This window comes from Nostoc sp. UHCC 0252, from assembly GCF_034931145.1.
Classification (GTDB): Bacteria; Cyanobacteriota; Cyanobacteriia; order Cyanobacteriales; family Nostocaceae; genus Nostoc.
In genome coordinates this window covers 53,209-70,283 of the sequence record NZ_JAYGHE010000029.1, presented here as the reverse complement: position 1 = coordinate 70,283, position 17,075 = coordinate 53,209, and the positions used below count along the sequence as shown (strand labels likewise).

Genomic DNA, 17,075 nt, shown 5'->3' with positions numbered 1-17,075 from the left:
GCAAACTAACTCTTTGACACTCCAGGCAATGCAACACTGTCGCCTGGCTTTGAAGGCCATCTGACAGTGAGAATCGTGCAGTCAGACTCAGCAACCCACCAATGTGTCACACCTGCACACCAAAGAACATAATCACCTTCACGAGATAATAAAATTTCTCTATCTTCAAATTGCAGGCGAAATTCTCCATGAATGAGAATTGAAAGGGTAGCGGCTTGGTTATTTACTGCCCAATCAGTTCTACTGTCACCTGCTTTGTGGACAGCCCATTTTACCTCTAGCATTTCCGTGGAACGCGGATCGTCTTCAGGGGTGATAAAGTGACCCATGAACCATCCCCAACGATTTACACCTTCAACGGCTGCGTTTCCATAAACAACTTTAGGCTGCATCACTTAATCCCAAAGAAGGAACCAAAATTTGTCCGTTATAACCTGCTTGATTGTATTGTTCAAGGACATGAGTTGCAATAGCTTTGCTCTCACCTGAAGTAACCAAAGCTACACTTGCCCCGCCAAAACCAGCACCTGTCAGTCTAGCACCCAACACTTGCGGAGTTTTTTGTAACAGTTCTACTAGAGTATCCAGCGCAGGTACAGACACTTCATAATCATCTCGCAAACTAGCGTGGGAAGCATTCATCAATTCGCCAAAGCGCTCAGATGTTACTCCCTGTAAGACTTCCAAGACGCGGTTATTTTCTGTAACCACATGGCGGGCCCGACGCTGTAAGGGTTCTGGTAGTTTTTCTGTTACTTTAACATCAGTGATATCTCGCAGCGCCTTAACTCCTAGCGATCGCGCCGCCTCTTCGCATTCAGCCCGGCGTTGGTTATAACCGCTACTTGCAAGTGTGCGGGGTACACCGCTATCAATTACCAAAATTTCCGTTTTGTCAGGCAAAGGCATTACCCGGCGTTCTAAAGTCCGAGTATCTAAAAACAAGATATGTTCAGTGTCAGCCAAACTAGAAGCCATTTGATCCATGATGCCGCATTGCACGCCAGCATAGTGAATTTCTGCTTGCTGGGCGAATTGAGCAATTTCAACATCATCAATGGGAAGGTTCAGAAGTTGGCGTATTGCCCGGAGTGTTGCTACTTCTAAGGCGGCGCTGCTAGACAAACCCGAACCCATCGGAACCGATGATTGGACGTATACACAAAGCGATGGGATTGTGGATCCGGCTTTTTGCAAAACCTCAATACAGCCAAAAATATAACTGGCAAATCCAGACGGGGTATGATTGAGGTCTAAAATATCCACTTGCTCATCGAGATTTTCAGAGTAAAAGTGATGATGGCGATCGCTACTTAAACCTAACTGTACCGTCGTGCTTTGAGGAATCGCAGTCGGAAGAACGAAGCCGTCGTTATAGTCGGTATGTTCGCCTAGTAAATTTACTCTTCCTGGCGCACTGGCTTTAGTTTCAGGTGGTTGGCCGAATACTTGTTGAAAATTCATAATTTTTAATTGTATAAAGGTACTGGGCGTAACCTTCCTTCTACCTCAACACTAGGAAAATTTGGATCAAAAGTCAGATTTTCCAGCTTTCCATCCTTCAGAATCACAAAAGTATCTTCAACCTTTGCGCCTCGTAAACTAGGATTCCAGGCGACAGCAATACCTTCTGCCAAAGTATCACTAGTAGTTGGATTTGCTACGATTTCTCGCGCTAAATATCCGGTGGTTCCTCCTTGGTGATGTTCAAGGATGGCATTGGGAAATCCATGCTGCTCATAAACCTGAGCTAGTGCGTGATAAATTGCATCAAGAGTGGTTCCGGGTTGGCACAAATTCAAAACTACTGCTTCTATTTCGCGGACGTGGGAATGTAACTCGGCTTGTTCGTTTGAAAGCGCACCAAAACAAACGAATCGAGTTAGATTTGCATACAAACCATAACCCCTAGCGCAAAACACCAACATCGCTTGCCGCCCAATCTGTTCTCCGGTGGGTGTAGCATGACGGTATAACGGTAAACGCCTCTCACCTGCTACCAGTGTCAGCGCTGGATGCAAGCCTTGCGCCCATAACGCCTCTGCACCCGCACCCGCTAACTGATATTCTGTCCAAGTTGGCTTGGCGGCTTTGAGTACCTCCGTCATTGCAACGCTAGCTTTTTGCCCAATTTGACGATATCGCTCTAATTCACTTGGCATCATTACCCGTTTATGTGATTGCAGAGATGGGGGTAACGGCTTTTCTAAATTAGAGATGGGGCGATCGCTAATTACTTTTTTGCCGCCAATTACATCACGAACAAAAGACTCACGCGCAGCAGCATCAGCCCAAGGGTTGATATGCAACTTAAAATTAGCTGGCAGTTCTTCATCAATAAGACGCTGGGCTTCAATTTCATCCGCTAATACCCAAGCATCTTGAGTAGTTACTAATACTTCTGCTACGCCAGTTTCAGCAGTAAGCAGCACGGTGCTAGAAGCGCCACCCGTTGCCCAGGCAAACCAGTCTGTACCGCGCAAACGCACGCCTTGCACTTCATCACGCAAGGTTTCCCTGATTAACTCTAGTTTTTTGGAGACTTCTTCGTTCATAGGAAAAACACGGATAGATACAGATGATTATCAAACTTATCTACGCCCGTCTGCGTCTGTCTAAGGTTTATATTCAAAATGTTACAATTAATCTATGTCTAATCTTCTAACCAGTTCTCTAATTGTAAGTTAGGAATATTAGTAAAATCTTTGATGTTATTAGTCACGGGAATATCATTGCGATTGTGTTGAGGAATGAAATCCAAGATTTGCGCGTTTATTGACTAAAATTTGGGTTCAATACAACTTAAAGCACAGCGTTAATAATGAAAATAACGATTTTAATAACGAAAATTTTAATGTTTGTAACGAAAATAACGATTTTACTAACCAAAATGGTTTTTTTATCACAAAATTTATAATGTTTGTAACAAAAATAATGATTTTAGTAACAAAAATGGTTTTTTGTAACGAAAATTCTAATGTTTGTAACGAAAATAACGATTTGATATCATGTTCGGATAATAACTTATTGTTCTTTCATTGCTTCGCTTCGCTCGCAATGACATCTTATTATTTAATTATGCCTACTTACTCAAAGAGCTTTTGATCTTTGTGGGCAAATATTTATGTCTTAGAACCAGACACTAGATTATTGAATAGCAATAGTTGTGGCGGGAGCATCTCACTTTTGTAAAAACACGTTTGCCCTAGCGAATGGAATACAGCCTCCGGCACGCTACGCGAATGCGGCTATACAGACAAAACCCACCTCCGTGGGTTTCAATTCCTTTGAGTCCGCGTAGGCAGACTTCGTTTGTGTAGCCGTGATTTCTAATCGCTGCAAGAACACTAGCGCACTTTCCATCATCACAGAAGCATTACTTAATTTCAAATGATTTAATCATTTTCTCTGCTGTTGGCAAGAAGCGATCGTAATCCTCTGTTGCTGCTGAATAGGTAATAACGTATGCTTGATTACCCTTTAAAGTCCAAACTTGGAAATTTTTTAAACTCTTTTTTCCATCTTTACCGATATAAATCAATTGATTAGCCCGTTTATTAGCTAAAATTGTTTCACTCGTATTTACAATAGTTGCATCAGATAAAGTGGCTTTAACTTCTTTAATAAATAAATCTTGTGATTCACTTAATGTACCAGAAAAATCTTCAATAGTTATAGTCAAAAGCTCTTGAAAATTATCTGCATCACTTTGCTTAGGTGATAAAAATGTCACTAATTCTTTAGTTATTAGGTTTGGTGCTTCTTGGATTTTCCAACTTTTTGGATATTTTATCTTTATGCCATTACTAGAATCTTCATAAGTCAAAAAGTTTCGTGTAGAAACTTGCAATTGTAATAACCATAAACTTACGGTAGCAACTACTGCGGTTATTGCCACACTGATAAAAACTTTTTTAGGCCGTGTAGATGGTAGGGGTTTATAAATTTTAGTGTCTGGTACTTTTTCCAGCATTTCTAAAGCTTGCAATGCTGATGCTGCTGTCGAATAGCGCTGACGGAAATCATAACGCACCATTGTGTCTAAAATTTCTGCTAACTGCTGACTTACTTGTATTTGGTTGCGCCAATCAATTTCGCCAGTATCAGGGTTTTTTGGTAGTCCTTGACCGCCAAAATCAGCAGGATTAATCCCTGTTAAGGCTTGAATAGCAATAATTCCTACTGCATAAATATCACTGCTTAATTGTGGAGTGCGATTAGCTTGTTCACTCGGCATATAACCATGAGTACCAATGGCTACCGTAAAAGTTGCTTGTCCTTGAGAATTAGCCATTTGAGTACTAATTTGTTTGACAGCCCCAAAGTCAATTAGTACTATCTTGTTATCTGATGTTCTTCGCCGAATATTAGCCGGCTTAATATCCCGGTGAATTACATTATGCTGATGGACAAATGCTAAAACTAACAAAATATCTTTGAGTAGTTTAATCACCTCCGGCTCACTCAATGGGTTGTGTACAGGAGGTATTTCTTTGGTAAGATCGTGACCTGGAATAAATTCTTGAACTAAATAAAATTCTTGATTCTCTTCAAAGTGAGCCAATAGTTGAGGAATTTGGTCATGCTTTCCTAATGTTTCCAGGGTTAATGCTTCCTGGTTAAACAAACGTTTAGCTTCTCGTAAAGTGTATGCATCGGTAGAGAGTGGTTTAAAATGCTTAACAACACATTGTGGATTCCCTGGTCTTTGCATATCTTGAGCTAAGAAAGTCGTGCCAAACCCTCCTTGTCCCAGTTGGGTGAGAATTTGGTAGCGTCCACCTATGGTTTGACCCTGCATTAAATTCACCCCTTCTCCCGGATTGACTCACTCACTGATTTTGTTAATCTTGATTTTTACACAAAATTTAGATGGGGAATAGGGAATGGGGAAGAAGCAAGGGGGCAGGGAGCAGGGGGGGCAGGGGGAGCAGGGGGAGCAGGGGGAGCAGAGGAAGAACAACTATTGATTGATTCTTGAGCCATTCCCAATTCCCAATTCCCAATTCCCAATCCCCAATTCCCAATTCCCAATTCCCTATTTCCAATTCCCAATTCCCAATTCCCAGTTCCCAATTCCCAATCCCCAATTCCCAATTTTTAAATTATGACTTTGAGCCTGTGCATGATTGTAAAAAATGAAGCTGCCACACTGCCTAAATGCTTAAATAGTGTCAGAAAAGTGGTGGATGAAATGGTAGTCTTGGATACAGGCTCAATCGATCGCACTCCCAATATTGCCCAACAACTCGGTGCAAAAGTCCATCATTTTAAATGGTGTAATGACTTCAGTGCTGCCCGTAATGCAGCTTTAAAATATGTCACTAGTGACTGGATTTTGGTATTAGATGCTGATGAAACTTTGACTCCAGCAATTGTACCGCAGTTACGAGAAGCGATCGCAAGAGACGAATACTTGCTCATCAACCTCGTCCGCCATGAAGTTGGTGCAGAACAATCTCCCTATTCTCTGGTTTCCAGGCTGTTCCGCAATCATCCAGATATTCGCTTTGACCGTCCTTATCATGCCTTAGTGGATGATAGCGTGTCAGAAATTTTAACTAAAGAACCTCATTGGCAAGTGGGTTATTTACCAGGAGTGGCACTTTCACACGTAGGATATCAAAAAAGTGCGATCGCTCAAAATAACAAATATGGCAAAGCAGCTACGGCGATGGAAGGGTTTCTCGCTACTCATCCCGATGACCCCTATGTTTGCAGTAAATTAGGGGCATTGTATGTGGAAACGGGAAAAATTACCCAAGGTATGGAGTTGTTGAGACGAGGAATTAGCGCGGCTGAAGACAATTACGATATTTTATATGAACTTCACTATCATTTAGGCATTGCCTACAGTCGCTTGCAAAAATTTCCACAGGCGATTTCTCACTATAAAACTGCAATCAAATTGCCTATTTATCCCATCCTCAAATTAGGAGCATACAACAACTTGGGTAACTTACTCAAAGCAGCCGGAGATTTCAACGGTGCGAAAACAGCTTACGCCACAACTTTAAAAATTGACCCGACTTTTGTTTTTGGTCATTATAATTTAGCGATGACGTTTAAAGCTTTGGGTTTATTGACAGATGCGATCGCATATTATCAAAATGCGATCGCCTTAAATCCCAACTATGCCGAAGCCTATCAAAATTTAGCGGTAGTGTTGCTCAAAGCTGGCAATCATCAAGAGAGTTTAACAGCATTTAAAAAAGCGATCGCTATTCATGAAAGGTATAATCCCGAAGAGGCAAAGAGGCTACGCCAGGGGTTACAGGAAATGAAGTTGATGTAGATTTGAGAGAGCATTAGTAATAAGCTAACGCGCTTATTCCCGTGTAGACCGTCATTAGTCATTTGTGTTAGGAGCATCCACTTTTGGCGGATTGCCCTCAGACTAGAAGTCTGGGGCTATACAAACTAAACCCGCCTTCGCGGGTTTCAGAGAGTCCGCGAAGGCGGACTTCGTTTGTGTAGCCGCGATTTCCAATCGCCCAGTATTTCTTCCAAAAGTGGATGCTCCCTTTGTGTTTACCAAGGACAAAGGACAAATCACAAATGACATTACAGGTGTACCTCATGTAAAGGAGAACCGCTATACTAACCCTTGGTAATTCGCTGTACCGTAGGTTGTATTTTATCTACGACTGGTTTTGGCAGAGGTACATATCCTAACTCTTCACTGAATTTTTGACACTCATTCAATGCATATTCAACAACATTTTGCAGAGTTTGAGCTTTTTGTTGGTCTTGGTACTGGTCGTAAGCTAGAAGCCAGGTATAGGTTACAATCGGATAGGATTGTTCTCCCTTTGGATCTCTAGCAAAAGAAACTAAGTTTGCTGGTAATTCTATTGACTCCAACGCATTAGCAGATGTCTCAGATGAAGCGAGAACGTAATTGCCAGAATTATTTTCTAAGGCAGCAAAAGGAATCTTATTCTGCTTGGCATAGCCGTATTCTACATAGCCGATTGCACCTTGGCTCTGTTGAATCTGGGCAGTAACTCCCTCATTACCTTTAGAGCCAACACCCGCAGGCCAGTTTACAGTTTTACCTGCACCAACTTTACTTTTCCATTGCGGGCTAATTTCGCTTAAGTGTTCCGTGAAAACGGCTGTAGTACCGCTACCATCAGAACGATGCACGACTGTAATCGGTAAATCGGGTAAATTCACACCGGGATTTGCTTGAGCAATTTGTGGGTTATTCCAATTTTTGATTTCTCCTGTAAAGATTGCCGGGTAGATTTCTCGTGGCAATCTAATAGGCTTTTCTACACCAGGTAAGTTGTATGCAAGTACAATCGCCCCCGCAGTTAAGGGAATTGTCAGCGCCCCGCGCTCAATTTTTTGTCTTTCTTCTTGCGTAATTGCCACATCGCTAGCACCAAAATCCACTGTTCCTTGTGTAAACTGCTGTACGCCAGCACCGCTACCTACGGATTGATAGCTAACCCTTATATTAGGATTTTGCTGATTGTACTCATTAAAACAGCGCTGGTAAAACGGAGCAGGAAAACTTGCTCCAGCCCCAACGAGGGAGACATTATCACCACCGATGTTTGCAGCAGGGCTAGCATTTGGTGAGGGATCTTCAGCAGTTGGTGGTTGACAAGCACTAGTACCCAAGGAGATGGCCATTAAGGGTAAGAGAAAAGCTCGTCGCATCAAAAAAGGTTGAGTTAGCATAATATTCCTTTTGGGTTTTCCAGTAATCTCAAGTCGCTTTGCTCCAATTAAAAAAAGGTCACTCGGTTATCCTTTAACCAAAGCGACCGCTTACATAGTTTTTGGTAGATTCTTCATGAGGACTTTCAAAAATAGCTTCTGTTTTGTCGTACTCAACTAAGTAACCAAATCGCTTACCATTTTTTCCTGCCTTTGCATTGAAAAAAGCAGTGAAATCTGATATCCGCGTGGCTTGTTGCATATTGTGAGTCACAATCACAATAGTGTAGTCTTGCTTCAGTTCGTGAATTAGTTCTTCCACGCTCTCGGTAGATATTGGATCGAGAGAGGAAGCAGGTTCATCCATTAAGACAACTTCTGGTTTAAGTGCGATCGCCCGCGCAATACATAAACGCTGTTGTTGTCCGCCAGAGAGCGACAAACCACTGGTTTTTAGTTTATCTTTGACTTCATTCCACAATGCTGCTCGCTGGAGCGATCGCTCCACTAATTCATCCATATCGCCCTTGAAGCCATTAATTCTAGCCCCGTAGGCAATGTTTTCATAAATCGATTTCGGGAAAGGATTTGGCTTTTGGAATACCATACCAATCCGTCGCCGCACCGCCACAGGATCGATTTTTGATCCATACAGGTCTTTCCCACGGTAAATCACTTTACCTTCTACCCGACAACCATCAATTAGGTCATTGAGCCGATTAAAACAGCGAATTAGCGTACTTTTACCGCAACCAGAAGGGCCAATCAAGGCAGTGACGCTGTTTTTCAGGATATCCATTGAAACTTCTTGCAGTGCCAAAGTTTCGCCATAGTAGACGCTCAGTTTTTTTGCCTGTAAAACCGTTTCACTCGAATCTGCGTGCTTTGGCTTGGTGGGAGGATTGTTGTTTTGGTGATTTTCATTCTGATTTCTAGAATTCATAACGATTGAGGAGGTTGGAAGGATACATAAAAGTTTTTTCGCCAGTGGTTTAATATGTGGTTTTACTAGCTACCCAACGAGAGAGAATACTAGTTAGCAAAATCATCAGCACCAGAATGAGCGAAGCTGCCCAGGCAAGTTCCTGCTGATTTTCATAAGGTAAACCAGCGAAGTTGTAGATCAAGACCGATAGAGTGGGAACTGGCTCCCAGATACCGCGAGGCCAGAACTGGGTAAACAAAGCTGTAAAAATCAGAGGTGCAGTTTCTCCCGCGGCCCGGGCGATCGCTAAAGTCACTCCTGTTGCGATCGCTCCCATAGCAGCAGGTAGTACTATCTGCAACACAGTCTGAAAGTTAGAAGACCCTACACCTACTGATGCCCACCGCACCTCTTGCGGTACTAGTTGCAAAGATTCATCACTCGTTCGTACCACAATAGGCAACATGAGAATGGCAAGGGCAAATCCTCCCGCAACCGCAGAGTAAGTACCTGTTGTGGCAACAATTACTCCATAGGCAAAGATGCCAACAATGATCGAAGGAACACCGCTTAAGACATTGGTGGCAAAACGAACCCACTTAGCTATCCTACCAGAGCTAAATTCTGACAAATAGACTGCTGCAAGAATGCCAAAGGGAATGCTAATAGCAGCAGCAATTCCCACTACAATCAGCGTTCCCACAATCGCCGGGGCAATACCTCCTCCTTGTTGCAGCGCTGCTGGTATCGACCCAGTAAATAGTTCGAGATCGAGTCGATTGGCTCCCCTGATAATCACATAGCCAACTACTAAAAATAAGGGCAGTAAGGCAATACCTAGCAGTAAAAATGCTAATATCGTCAGCGCTAAATCAATTGCTGTTCTGGGAGTAGAGTAAGAGCGCTCCATTTTAGGAGTAGGAAATTCATCATAGTCCCCATTCTGGTTAGTAGCTGTCATAGCAGAATCTTCTCCTTTATTAGCGATCGTTTGCTTTTAATTCAAGGTTAATCGCCAATTACAAATGACTAATTACCAATTACTAATTAGTATTTTTTCACTTTTTGAATAATCCAATATGCTCCGATGTTAACTATAAGTGTGATCGCAAATAGCACTAATCCGGCATAGAACAAAGAAGCTCTTTGCAAACCACCTGCTTCTGCAAATTGATTGGCTAACAGAGAGGCAATTGTATTTGCTGGCGCTAGGATTGAAAAATTTAGATCGTTACTATTACCAATCACCAAAGTGACAGCAATTGTCTCTCCCAGCGCTCGGCCTAATGCCAACATCGTGCCACCAATAATGCCAGAAAATGCTGCTGGTATGAGTACGCTGAAAATTGCTTGCCAGCGCGTAGCTCCAATACCATAAGCTCCCCAGCGCAACTCACTAGGCAGAGCGGCAAGAGAATCACGAGCGATCGTTGCAAGAATGGGCAAAATCATAATCGCTAAGATGATGCCAGCCGGGAACATACCTGGGCCAATATATCGCGTGGAAAACAACGGTATATAACCAAAGTTATCGTGCAACCATCCACCGATAGGTTGCAGAAACGGAATCAAGACAAAAATGCCCCACAATCCATAGACGACGCTAGGAATGGCTGCTAGCAGTTCTACCAGAAAAGTGAGGGGAGTCCGAATGGATAACGGCAAAAAATTCTCGCTGAGGACGATCGCACATGCCACACCAACCGGGAAAGCTATAAGCAGCGCAATCAGAGAACTCACGACTGTGCCATAAGCCATAGGAAGCACGCCATAAACGCCCTTTACAGGATCCCAAGCAGAAGTTGTGAGAAATTCTAATCCAACTTGTTGAATAGCAGGTATTGAATTCCAAGCAACTTGCCCTGCTATCCATAGCAGAATTCCCGCCACACCTATTGCTAGTATCCGCGTCCCCCAAAGAAAGCTTTGGTCGATCGCCTTTTCAGTTCCAGACCGCGCTTCTTGCGCTGTCATTTGAGAATCACTGGTTGAGGAAGTCATCAACTACCTCCATTAATAAAGCCAAATTAGCGTAAACATTAGAAAACTAATAAATCTCAACCTGAAAACTTCTTGAATTGGCAAATTTTCTCTTTTATTCGTTAAAAATTCCCAATTTGCAGCATTTATGTCTGATTAGACAAATGGTTAATGCAATATCTCGGACTGAATTATATTAAATGTATTAATTAAAAATTTCTTGTCTCTTGCGGTATATTATTTCAACAAAAAAACAACTCGAATTTGTATCTATGGGTTTAAATTTTCTCAATTTTGTTAAATTTGAAAAATAATTAAACAAACAATAATCTGTTGTTAAACTTAAATTAAACTTAATGAATAAGGAAATTGATTAGTAAAAATTAGTTTAGATATAGCTTCAATATTTGTCTAACCGACTTCTCCCCGATTGTCACCTAATCTAAAAATATAAACCTAAAAGTTGAAATCAAAACTTTTGGCAGTACCAAATTATTCAACATTTTATGAATGAATACAGGACTTACGCAAAAATTGCCGAAAAGCTTAATTTATCGTTCGCGTAGCGTGCCGCAGGCATACCGCCAAGACGCCAAGAACGCCAAGAATTTGTAGAGTATGCGTAATAAATATCATGTCCGGCAAATTACTTGTAATATGTCATTGCGAATGCAACGAAGTGGAATGTTCGCGTAGCGTCTCGTAGAGATAGCAATCGCAAGGCTTTTGGGATTGCTTCTCTTCGTACCCTGCGGGAACGCCAAGGGCGGTACGCAATGACAATTATTTAACCGGACATGATAGTAAGTCCTATAAAAACAGAAAAAATCCGACAACATAGATTTAATAAATATTTGAGGCAGTAGTACCTATGCTTGAACCCCGTGCGATTGCTTATTATCAGTTAATTTGGATAGCTTCTTACGTTTAAATGCTAAATATGTGCTGAGAGTGCCGAGGGCGAGTAAGCTCAGGATAGAGGTGGGTTCAGGGACGCTGACTATAGTTGCAGAAAAACTAATGGGTAATTCACTATCTTCCGTCCCAAAATTTTCAAAACCTGGTGTCAATGGTGGCGCAGAAAAAACCTCTAAATAACCCGGTGTTGGCAAAAAATCAGCAAAAAATGGACTAGAATAGTTTCCCCCGGAGGTGGAATACCCAAAACCGTCACCCGTTAACTGCTGACTATTAAGACTAATTAAATTGTCAACATTAAAAGGTTCGTTTCCCGGTATTGGAGTCCCAGCAGGTTGCAGACCAGTAATTGTCTCACCATTTCGTGTACCAGTAATCCCCGTAATCTGATAAAAACCCAAATCGTCGGGGGTGTCATTACTGATGAAATTACCATTTGCTGTTATACCAGTACCAGAATAATTCCATTGCCAGGTCAAAGTGGCAGCAGAGGCGGCTTGCATTGTCCCAAAAACCAATCCAGTTGTGGCGGTGAGGGCTGTAGCAGATAGTAGAGCTAGATTTTTCATAGAGGTCATTAGTGCGATCGCAAATCTTGTAAAGAGCTTTTGTATCTTGTTTTTGCCAATACCAAGGGGTGATATTGAGAACGATCGCCCCTTGATACTATTCTGATGCATCGACTGCACAAATAATCTTTTTTTTGGAGTGATGCCTACTAGCTTTTTTGATGGCATTGAGAGACTAGTTTTTGTTAGAAAATAAGATGCATTTCCCCTGTGTGAAACTCGGAACTTCAGGTTTAAAAATGAACTCCACCCGTTCTGAGTCGAAAAGGTGGAGTTAAAATTTGGAGATTTGGTAAATTCTCCTCACAAATGACAAATGACAACTAATTAAATACGCGACTTGACAAATTTTTCCAATCTATCCATTCCCTTTTCAATCGTCGCCATATCGGTGGCGTAGGAAAGGCGAATGTTGTCATCAGCGCCAAAAGCAATTCCGGGAATGACTGCAACTTGATGTTTTTCCAACAAAGCGTCACAAAATTCTAGGGATTTTAGACCGGTTTTGCTGATATCAGGGAATAGATAAAACGCGCCATCTGGTTTTGCAGTACTCAATCCGGGAATGGCGTTGAGTCTATCTAACATCACCTGTCTGCGTTTGGCGAAGGCTTGGCGCATTTCTTCGACACAATCTTGAGGACTTTCCAAAGCTGCGATCGCACCATATTGGGCAAAGGTACACACGTTAGATGTACTATGTCCTTGAATGGTACTCGCTGCCTTAATAATTTCCACTGGCCCCGCTAAATAACCAAGTCTCCAACCAGTCATAGAATAGGCTTTGGCAAACCCATTACTAATCAAAGTTCGGTCAAAAATTTCTTTCCCAAGTGAACCGATGCTGATATGTTCTGCACCGTCGTAGAGAATCTTTTCGTAAATCTCATCAGAGACAACAAAGATATCTGCATCAACTACTACCTGCGCCAGTGCTTTGATTTCATCTGGCGTGTACACCATCCCTGTGGGATTAGATGGGGAGTTGAGGATAAATAACTTCGTCTTCGGGGTGATTACTTTACGGAGTTCTTCGGGAGTAATTTTATAACCCGTCGTGGCATCTGTAGATACAATCACCGGAACCCCGCCAACCAAAGTCACCATTTCGGGATAACTTAACCAGTAGGGTGCAGGAATAATTACCTCATCACCTGGATCGATTAATGCCACCATTAAGTTGTACAGAGAATGCTTACCGCCATTGGTGACGATGACATTCTCGGACTTGTAATCAAGACCGTTATCAATTTTAAGCTTGTGGGCGATCGCTTCCCTTAACTTTGGTTCTCCGGCTGCTGCACCATATTTGGTTTTGCCTTCATCCAAAGCTTTAACTGCTGCGGCTTTAATATGCGCTGGGGTATCAAAATCTGGTTCTCCAGCGCTAAAACTACAAACATCTATTCCTTCTGCCTTCAGTGCCTTAGCCTTGGCTGCGATCGCTAAGGTTAATGAAGGTGTTACCTTACTTATTCTTGCTGCCAGCTTCATTCTTACTATTTTTTGGCAAATCTTTCACTTATCTAAGGATATCCCAGAATCTCTACCAAGATTTGCTTTTCTGAATTCCTTGGGAATGGGGCATGGGGCATGGGGCATTGGGCATTGGGTTATTTATTCTCCTTGTCCCCTTGTCCCCTTGTCCCCTTGTCCCCTTGTCTTCCCCACTCTCTAAGCTATCGTCACATCCGGCGACAAATAAACATCTTGAATGGCATGAAATAGCTTCACACCTTCCTCAAAAGGACGTTGGAAGGTTTTTCGCCCAGAAATTAATCCTGAACCACCAGCGCGTTTGTTGATTACGGCGGTGCGTATTGCTTCAGCGAAATCATTTTTACCAGTCGCGCCACCAGAATTAATCAACCCCACACGCCCAGAGTAACAATTTAGTACTTGGTAACGAGTTAAATCAATTGGGTGATCGGTTGTCAAATCTGTGTAAACCCGCTCATCGGTTTTGCCGTAACTCTTACCACTAGCTTTGGCAATAGCACCGTAACCATTATTATTTTCGGGTAACTTTTGTTTGATGATGTCGGCTTCAATGGTTACACCCAAATGATTTGCCTGTCCGGTGAGGTCAGCCGCAACGTGGTAATCTTTATCTTGTTTAAAGGCGTTATTCCGCAGATAGCACCAGAGAATAGTCGCCATCCCTAATTCATGGGCGCGTTTAAAAGCTTTGCTGATTTCCTGAATTTGTCTGGTAGAATGCTCTGAACCAAAATAAATTGTCGCACCTACGGCAGCCGCCCCTAAATTCCAAGCTTGTTCGACATCAGCAAACAATATCTGGTCAAATTGATTGGGGAAAGTCAGCAATTCGTTGTGATTGATTTTGGCAATAAAGGGAATTTTGTGGGCATATTTCCGTGATACGATGCCTAATGTTCCCAAAGTAGTAGCAACAGCATTGCAATCTGCGGCGATCGCTAATTTGACAATATTTTCTGGGTCAAAGTAAATCGGATTGGGCGCAAAAGACGCACCTGCTGAGTGTTCAATCCCTTGGTCTACTGGTAAAATTGAGAGATAACCTGTGTTTGCCAGACGACCTGTAGAGTAAAGTAAATGGATGTTACGCAATACTTGAGGATTGCGATCGCTGTTGAGCCAGATTCGATCTACAAAATCTGGCCCCGGCAAATGTAGTAAATCTTGAGAAACCTTTGCTTTGTAGGTCAGCAGGTCTTCAGCCTCTTTACCTAGCAATGACTCAATAGAATTAGGTTCTCTGAGCGTTGTAGTCATAGCGTTTTCCTGAAAAATTGAGCAAATGACCTTTGCCTTTAAGATAGCATTTTTAATACTCCTAACCTGCTTAGGCTTGTATTAACTAGATATATATTCCTTTTGATATAAAAGCCTTAAATTATTCTTTAAAAATCGTTAAAATCAATAGTTATCTGAGATGTAACCATTATTTGAGCCAAGACGCACCAAGAAAAAATCGTGCTTTTGAAGATTTTGGTGGATTGCAGACTGATAATTTGATATATTTCAATTCTGATACTCATTGTCTGACAACAAAAATGTCGATAAGTAATCTTCGCAGATTCCCATTGTGGCAATAATCATTAAAAAAACAAATCCAATTCTATGAGTAAATTTCACCTCGATATCGACTTCAGCAAAATAGATTTCGCTTCCCTTGAGACAGAAGAAGATTTTCAAAGAGAGGCAAAAACATTACTACCCAAGGCACTGGTAAAACTAGGTGAAAGTGTAGGAGAGAAGACTTGGGAAGAATTACAGCAAAAGCTGCAAGCATCGGGAAGTAAGCTCAAATCTTCTCCAAGCGAGAAACGTCGGTTTATGCAAGAAACAGGCAGAACTTATCAACGAAATGCTAGTAATAGAGAAAAACAAGAATTAGAAGAATATATAGTAGAGCAATTACGCCAGCACAAACTGTAAAGATGTACTTAACTTATATAGGACTCCTATTTGATTTTTGAACAAAACTCCTTAAACTTTTATTCCTTTTTGTCTGTTGCCTGTCCCCTGCCTACGCAAGTAATTAGGGACTTCCAAATAAAAAAATGTTCCAAAACTGATGCGAAAACTCTCTCTATTCCTCCTCTCTCTGTGTTCTCTGTGCGGCAGTCGCTCATGGGGGAAACCACGCCAGATGCTTCAAGTCGGCAAAGCCGCCCAACGCACTGGCTCCCCAAGACCGCGCTGCCTTGTCTCTGTGGTTCGTTTATTTGGATAATTTATTTCTTGGAAGTCCCTTATGGCTACCGTCACTCATAGCTACAAAAGAAAGTCTGCTTGAGCGGACTTTCTTTTGTAGCATTTCTGTAAATCTCAAATTTACAGAAAATATTTTTTGCATTATTGTATAAAAATCATCCTTATATTACAGGAGTATCAACAATAATGCTTAAGTGGGACAGAACACTCATAACTACTAGTTCTTTGTGTCTACTTTTGTTCACTGCAATGCTGCCAGTCCAGGCTAAACCAGTCCAACCAAAGAAACCAGCAGCTACAACTACAACAATTTACCAGCAAGCTAAAAAAGAATTACCTGAAGATTTTTATACTCTCTATCGCGTTATAGATAGAGTAGCGCGTGCCAACGAATTAGATAATCGTCCTTGGCGGGTTGTGGCTGTTCCCAAATATGATGTCAATGCCTATGCAAGTGACGTTAACTTGGTTGCCATTTACGATGGTATACTTGACCAGTTAGCTGGTGATTCCTCAGCATTAGCTTGTGTAGTTGCCCATGAAATGGGACATCACCTCAAGCGTCACATCGCTGTTGGCGAAGCTCAAAAAAGTGAGTTGATTGCCAAAATTCAGGAAGAAGCGACCAAAGAAGTACTAGGAGAAAGAGAAGCTGCAAACCAAGAGTCAACAGCTGCTAGTGTTGGTAGTGCGGTTGTAAATCGTGTAGTTGGGGGAAGTTTTGGTGGTTTGCTGGGTTCCGTTCTTGGTAATCAAGGCACTCAACGACAAGTACAATCACAGCAACGCATTAACGAGATTGTCGAGAAAAAGAAAAAAGAGTTAGAACAGCGTTTAGCAGAACAAGGACGACAACAAGAGTTTGAAGCTGATGAAATTGGCTACATGGCTTCTGTGAAAGCAGGTTTTGAACCAGAAGGATGTTTGAGAGTCATGCAGGTTTTGGCTCAAACTCCTGGTTCTGAATTTGATACCACTCATCCAGCAGTACCCAAACGGATTGAGGCAATAAAAGCTTTAATTATTAAGTATCCACCCCAGACTTTGGCTAAAGAGGGTGAAGCGCGAATATCTAAGACAAAGCCTTTAACATATAACATTTCTAAAGATAAGACCTCGTTACGGATTAACTCAGTTCGTGGCGGTTCCCAAGCAGATGATATAGAACGTCGGTTTGGTAAATAAAAATACTGGGCAACGAGTTAAGCTCAGATGAGTCTTTGATATTATGTCTGGCTAAACACTTGTCATTGCGAGCAAAGCGATCGCGCAGCGTCTCCTAGAGTTGCAATTTTAACATCCTTGCGATC

Annotated in this window: 14 protein-coding genes and 1 pseudogene; 3 read left to right on the top strand and 12 right to left on the bottom strand. The window is 42.0% G+C overall.

What is annotated here, in order from left to right; all coding sequences use genetic code 11:
- Nucleotides 1–5: 5 nt before the first annotated feature.
- From VB732_RS17565 to VB732_RS17545, 5 genes and pseudogenes are all read right to left on the bottom strand, one after another.
- The gene (locus VB732_RS17565) at nucleotides 6–392 is read right to left on the bottom strand and encodes a signal peptidase I (RefSeq protein WP_323232180.1); all 387 of its coding nucleotides are present in this window, start codon (nucleotides 390–392) and stop codon (nucleotides 6–8) included.
- Nucleotides 382–1,464, bottom strand: coding sequence for a galactokinase (gene galK, locus VB732_RS17560; protein WP_323232179.1), 1,083 nt, complete (start codon nucleotides 1,462–1,464; stop codon nucleotides 382–384). Before galK ends, VB732_RS17565 begins: the two co-directional genes overlap by 11 nt.
- A gap of 5 nt (nucleotides 1,465–1,469) precedes the next feature.
- On the bottom strand, nucleotides 1,470–2,555 hold the full coding sequence (locus tag VB732_RS17555; RefSeq protein ID WP_323232177.1) for a M24 family metallopeptidase: 1,086 nt from the start codon (nucleotides 2,553–2,555) through the stop codon (nucleotides 1,470–1,472).
- 98 nt (nucleotides 2,556–2,653) lie between these two features.
- Nucleotides 2,654–2,740 (bottom strand): annotated as a pseudogene (locus VB732_RS17550) (type II toxin-antitoxin system VapC family toxin); the annotation flags it as partial.
- Nucleotides 2,741–3,376: 636 nt separating this feature from the next.
- On the bottom strand, nucleotides 3,377–4,801 hold the full coding sequence (locus VB732_RS17545; protein WP_323232198.1) for a protein kinase domain-containing protein: 1,425 nt from the start codon (nucleotides 4,799–4,801) through the stop codon (nucleotides 3,377–3,379).
- A 324-nt stretch (nucleotides 4,802–5,125) separates the two neighbouring features.
- On the opposite strand from VB732_RS17545, the gene VB732_RS17540 reads away from it, so the two are divergent.
- The gene (locus VB732_RS17540) at nucleotides 5,126–6,295 is read left to right on the top strand and encodes a tetratricopeptide repeat protein (RefSeq protein WP_323232175.1); all 1,170 of its coding nucleotides are present in this window, start codon (nucleotides 5,126–5,128) and stop codon (nucleotides 6,293–6,295) included.
- A 305-nt stretch (nucleotides 6,296–6,600) separates the two neighbouring features.
- Here the strand turns inward: VB732_RS17540 and pstS are convergent, their stop codons facing one another.
- The 7 genes from pstS to VB732_RS17505 form a co-directional block, all read right to left on the bottom strand.
- On the bottom strand, nucleotides 6,601–7,692 hold the full coding sequence (gene pstS, locus VB732_RS17535; protein ID WP_323232173.1) for a phosphate ABC transporter substrate-binding protein PstS: 1,092 nt from the start codon (nucleotides 7,690–7,692) through the stop codon (nucleotides 6,601–6,603).
- Between the two features lie 73 nt (nucleotides 7,693–7,765).
- Entirely contained in the window at nucleotides 7,766–8,620 is an 855-nt protein-coding gene (gene pstB / locus VB732_RS17530; protein ID WP_416235758.1) for a phosphate ABC transporter ATP-binding protein PstB, read from the bottom strand.
- A gap of 43 nt (nucleotides 8,621–8,663) precedes the next feature.
- Nucleotides 8,664–9,557 carry a phosphate ABC transporter permease PstA gene (pstA, locus tag VB732_RS17525; protein WP_416235756.1) on the bottom strand — a complete coding sequence of 298 codons (894 nt, stop codon included), beginning with the start codon at nucleotides 9,555–9,557 and terminating at the stop codon, nucleotides 8,664–8,666.
- A gap of 86 nt (nucleotides 9,558–9,643) precedes the next feature.
- On the bottom strand, nucleotides 9,644–10,597 hold the full coding sequence (gene pstC, locus VB732_RS17520) for a phosphate ABC transporter permease subunit PstC (RefSeq protein ID WP_323232169.1): 954 nt from the start codon (nucleotides 10,595–10,597) through the stop codon (nucleotides 9,644–9,646).
- 848 nt (nucleotides 10,598–11,445) lie between these two features.
- Complete coding sequence (locus VB732_RS17515; protein ID WP_323232167.1) at nucleotides 11,446–12,231, bottom strand: PEP-CTERM sorting domain-containing protein; 786 nt, start codon at nucleotides 12,229–12,231, stop codon at nucleotides 11,446–11,448.
- A 159-nt stretch (nucleotides 12,232–12,390) separates the two neighbouring features.
- A complete protein-coding gene (locus VB732_RS17510) occupies nucleotides 12,391–13,557 on the bottom strand; it encodes a pyridoxal phosphate-dependent aminotransferase (RefSeq protein WP_323232165.1) in 1,167 nt (388 codons plus the stop codon).
- A gap of 180 nt (nucleotides 13,558–13,737) precedes the next feature.
- A complete protein-coding gene (locus VB732_RS17505; RefSeq protein WP_323232164.1) occupies nucleotides 13,738–14,820 on the bottom strand; it encodes a class I fructose-bisphosphate aldolase in 1,083 nt (360 codons plus the stop codon).
- 348 nt (nucleotides 14,821–15,168) lie between these two features.
- Here VB732_RS17505 and VB732_RS17500 point away from each other — a divergent pair, with 348 nt between their 5' ends.
- Both VB732_RS17500 and VB732_RS17495 read left to right on the top strand, forming a co-directional pair.
- Nucleotides 15,169–15,486: a hypothetical protein gene (locus VB732_RS17500; protein ID WP_323232162.1), complete on the top strand. Its 318-nt coding sequence runs from the start codon at nucleotides 15,169–15,171 to the stop codon at nucleotides 15,484–15,486.
- Nucleotides 15,487–15,951: 465 nt separating this feature from the next.
- Nucleotides 15,952–16,950, top strand: coding sequence for a M48 family metallopeptidase (locus VB732_RS17495; protein WP_323232160.1), 999 nt, complete (start codon nucleotides 15,952–15,954; stop codon nucleotides 16,948–16,950).
- The last annotated feature ends 125 nt before the right edge of the window (nucleotides 16,951–17,075 follow it).